Below are 4,352 nucleotides of genomic sequence, written 5' to 3'. Positions count from 1 at the left end.
GACAACGACAACGACAACGACAACGACAACGACAACGACAACGACAACGTCACCAGGACCATTCCCGAACGGACTTGTTTCACTTGTTATTGAACCGTTCCTAACGACTCTTTCCATTTTCCGGAATCCCCACCGAGGGCCCTATGATCATCGGCACCGCCGGCCACATCGATCACGGCAAGACCGCCCTGGTGCGCGCCCTGACCGGGGTGGAGACGGACCGCCTGCCGGAGGAGCAGGCGCGCGGCATCACCCTGGACCTGGGCTTTGCCTACCAGGAGATTGGTCCGGGCGAGGTCCTGGGTTTCGTGGACGTGCCGGGTCACGAGCGCCTGGTGCACAACATGGTGGCCGGGGCGGCGGGGATCGACTACGTGATCCTGGTGGTGGCGGCGGACGATGGCCCCATGCCCCAGACCCGTGAACACCTGGAGATCCTGGACCTGCTGGGCCTGGAGTTGGGTCTGGTCGCCCTGACCAAGATCGACCGGGTGCCGCCCGCGCGGGTCAGCCAGGCCGCGGCCGAGGTGCGGGCCTTGTTGCAGGGGACCGGTCTGGCCGGGGCGCCGGTCTTCCCCGTGAATAGCCTCTCCGGGGACGGTATCGAACCGCTCGCGCGGCACCTGCACGGCGCCGCCGCGGACCTGCCGGCGCGCCGCGGCGGCGGCGGGTTCCGGCTCGCGGTGGACCGCAGTTTCAGCATCGCCGGGGCCGGGACCGTGGTGACCGGCATCGTCCTGGACGGCCGGGTGCGCCCCGGTGACCGGCTGCTGGTCTCCCCCGCGGGCCACCCGGTGCGGGTGCGCGGGGTCCACGCCCAGGGCCGCCCGGCGCCAGAGGGCAGGGCGGGGCAGCGCTGCGCCCTGAACCTCGCCGACCTGCACCGCGACGCGGTCGGGCGCGGTGCCCTGGTGCTGGCCCCGGCCCTGCACCTGCCCACCCGCCGCCTGGACGTGCGCCTGCGGGTCCTGGCCGCGGAGCCCGGCCCGCTCAAGCACTGGACCCCGGTCCACTGCCACCTGGGGGCCGCCCATCTGACCGGGCGGGTGGCGGTGCTGGACGGCGAGGCCATCGCCCCCGGGGCGACCGGTCTGGTCCAACTGGTCCTGGACGCCGACCTGGCGGCGCTGCGCGGGGACCGCCTCATCCTGCGCGACCAGTCCGCCCGCCGCACCATCGCCGGCGGCTGGGTGCTGGACCCGGAGCCGCCCGCCCGGGGCCGCCGCCGCCCGGCGCGGCTCGCCCTGCTGGCGGCGCTGAGCGAACGCGATACCCTGAGCGCCGCCGCCGCCGCCCTTGATCTGGCAGAGCAGGGGCTGAGCCTGGAGCGCCTGACGCGGCACTGGAACCTGGACCCCGGGCAGGCCGCGGCCATCGCCGCACTGCCCGGCGGCGAGCGGCTGGACACCCCGGCGGGTCCGCTCCTGTTCGCCCGGACGCACTGGCAGACGCTCCAACAGCGCGTACTCGCCACGCTGGCGCAGGGCCACGCCGAGCACCCCGACCAACTCGGCCCGGACCGCGAGCGGCTGCGCCGCGGCGCCTGCCCGGCCATGGAGCGCGCGGCCTTCGCCGGGCTGCTGGAGCGCATGGCCGCTGCCGGGGCGGTGGTGCGCAGCGGCCCCTGGGTCCACCTGCCCGGACACGCGGTACGACTCGCGCCGACCGATGCGGCCCTGTGGCAGACCGGCATCCGGCCGCTGCTGGAGGCGCAGCCGTTCCAGCCCCCGCGGGTGCGCGATCTGGCCCGCGCCCTGGCGCAGGACGAGGCCCTGATCCGCCAACTGCTCCAGCGCCTCGCCGCGATGGGCGAGGTGCATCGGGTCGCGCACGACCACTATTTCACGCCGGCGGCGGTGGCGGACCTCGGCGCCATCGCCCTGCGTCTTACCGAGACCGACGGCGCGGCGCGCGCCGCCGCCTTTCGCGATGCCGTCGGCACCGGGCGCAAGCTCGCCATCCAGATCCTGGAGTTCTTCGACCGCATCGGCTACTCGCGCCGCATCGGCGATGACCACCGCGTATTCCGCGACAGCCTGCTGACCAGGTAGCCCTGGTAGCGCGAAACGCGGGGCTTGCTCCCATTCGCGCACTAAATAAGCCTAAACCCGGCAATTGCTCTCACAAAGACACAAAGAACACAAAGAAAAACAGATCATTGAAGGCGTTGAGCCGATCACCGCCCAGGTGACCTCCTCGGCCGACATATCGCTTTGAAAATCTTTGTGATCTTTGTGTCTCTGTGAGAGAACTGCTCTTTCTGGGGTAAGCGTCCTGACGGGGCGCGCGCTACCAGCCAATGGCTATGGAAGGAACATCAGCCGTCCCGGAAGATGAAAGGCGTACGTGGGAGCGGCTTGCAGCCGCGATACGAGGCGGCGGCAATCCGCGACGCCACGGCCGCCCGCGAGGCCCCGTCGCGGCTGCAAGCCGCTCACGGGTTCCCGCCCCGACCTTCACGGTAAAGGGGCAACGCCAACGGTGTGAGATAGTTAGTCTCCCGCCTGATCGTGCGGCTTGGGCCCGCGGTGGCCGCGGCGGCTCGCCAGTGGGCCCATGCGCCCCGGTAAAGGGTGGGGTGGTGGGCGCGCCCGCTTGGCGGCGTACATGGCCTGATCCGCCCGGTGGAGCAGGTCCTCGGCGGTCTCCCCCGCCAGCGGACCCAAGGCGACGCCGATACTCGCGCTCACGCCGACGCTCAGTCCGCTGAGCCGGATGGGCTTGGTCAGCGCCGCCTGGATCTCGTGCGCCACCTGACGCGCGTGTTCCGGCGCCTCGACGTCGCGCAGCACCACCACGAACTCATCCCCGCCGAGCCGCGCCACGCTGTCGGTATCGCGCACGCTGCACTTGAGCCGCTCCGCGACCGTCTGGAGCACGGTGTCGCCGGCCGCGTGTCCATGGGTGTCGTTGATCGGCTTGAAGTGGTCGAGTTCGACCACGTCGTATTCGCCCAGGATCAGGACCTCCGCGCCCTTGCGGTAGACCTGACCGTGCAGGGTGCGGGTCGTGCGATAGCCATCGCCTACGGTCAGCCAGCCCGCGAACAGCAGGCCCTCGGTGCCCCTGGCGAGCAACTGGGCGAAGCTTGGATTGACCAGGTAGTCGCGGCGCGGGCGATCGGGGGTCGCGCCGCCCAGCACCGTGCTCATACCGCGATTGAGGTAGAGGGGCTCGCCGTCGAGGGTGAAGCGGCCGACCGCCAGGGCGTTGCTCGTGTCGTGCGCCCGGCCGAGTTCCTCGCCCCAGGCGTGACCCGGTGCCGGCATCGACGCAGCGGCGGGGCTATCCGGCGGCCGGGGGGCGTCCGGCACCGCGTCGCTCTGGTCCATGGCGGCGCTCACCCGTGCGTCTAACCGTCGCGATCCAAACGGGTCACCAGCCGTTCGAGTGCGTCGAGGTCGGCCATGTAGTGGACCTTGGGATCGGCCGTCAGGGTCGGGCCGAGCTGGCGCAAGCCCTGGCCGCCGATCAACACCGGCAGCTCCGGGTGGGCGGCCCGCAGTAGGCCGAGCGCGGCGTGCAGCGCATCCAGATGGGTGCTGATGCTGAGCGAGAGACCGACCGCGTTCGGCCGTAGCTCAGACACCGTGCGCAGCAGTTCGGTGGTCGGGGTGTCGGCGCCCAGATAGAGCGCCTCCCAGCCGTGCATCTCGAACACATCGCAGGCCATCTTGGCGCCGACCTGGTGCAGTTCCCCCTCCACCGAGCCGATAACGATCCGGCGGCCGCGCCGGTACGGCGCGATGACCCGCGGATAGAGTCGAGTGAGCAGGCCCGCGACGACGGCCGTGGCCAGGTGCTCGGTGCCGACCGAGATCCGGTTGTGCTCCCACTCCTCGCCCACCTGGTAGAGCGCCCGTTGAAAGAGCTGCTGGTAGAGGGCGAGGATCGGCACCCCCGCGCCCAGGGCCTGATCGGTCAGGGCCTCGCAACGGCGCCGGTTTCCGGCCAACAGGGCCGCAACGAACCCGGGGTAAAGGATCGTCAGGGTCGGGTCGGGCACGGGCAGGTCCAGGTCTTCGGTCGCCATCGGCAGACACCTCGCAGCACGGGGAGCCAGGGTCGGATGCCAGCGTCGGGCGCTGGTTGGGCGTCGCGCCGGGAGTCGGTCGCGACAGTCGTCGCCCGCCCGACGCAACCGTGGCATAGTTGCAGGAAGGGCCGGCGACGAAAGAGTATAAGGGTCGCAGCGGGAGCAACGATAGTGGGGGCGGTCGCGAAAGGGGTCGCGTCCGCGTCGGCGCCGAGCGGCGCCGGTGAACCGCAGTGCCGGGCCTTGATCATCGTTCCGGCCGGCGGCCACCTTCTGGAGTCCAAGGCTTCAGCCTTGGTCCTGCACATCCAAGGCT

3 protein-coding genes are annotated in these 4,352 nt (G+C 71.0%); 1 reads left to right on the top strand and 2 read right to left on the bottom strand.

All coding sequences use genetic code 11. The annotated features are described in order from the left end of the window. Nucleotides 1–143 precede the first annotated feature (143 nt). The gene (selB, locus tag QZY48_RS24225; RefSeq protein ID WP_295435902.1) at nucleotides 144–2,051 is read left to right on the top strand and encodes a selenocysteine-specific translation elongation factor; all 1,908 of its coding nucleotides are present in this window, start codon (nucleotides 144–146) and stop codon (nucleotides 2,049–2,051) included. A gap of 441 nt (nucleotides 2,052–2,492) precedes the next feature. Here the strand turns inward: selB and QZY48_RS24220 are convergent, their stop codons facing one another. Together QZY48_RS24220 and QZY48_RS24215 are read right to left on the bottom strand one after the other, a co-directional pair. Further along, on the bottom strand, nucleotides 2,493–3,332 hold the full coding sequence (locus QZY48_RS24220) for a diguanylate cyclase (RefSeq protein ID WP_295435900.1): 840 nt from the start codon (nucleotides 3,330–3,332) through the stop codon (nucleotides 2,493–2,495). A 20-nt stretch (nucleotides 3,333–3,352) separates the two neighbouring features. Next, nucleotides 3,353–4,033 (bottom strand): cobalamin-dependent protein, encoded by a 681-nt coding sequence (locus QZY48_RS24215; RefSeq protein WP_295435898.1) that lies wholly within the window; start codon nucleotides 4,031–4,033, stop codon nucleotides 3,353–3,355. Nucleotides 4,034–4,352 lie beyond the last annotated feature (319 nt).

This window comes from uncultured Thiodictyon sp., assembly GCF_903828115.1.
GTDB lineage: Bacteria > Pseudomonadota > Gammaproteobacteria > Chromatiales > Chromatiaceae > Thiodictyon.
The sequence above is the reverse complement of the archived record's forward strand: the minus strand, read 5'-3'. Positions and strand labels throughout refer to the sequence as shown.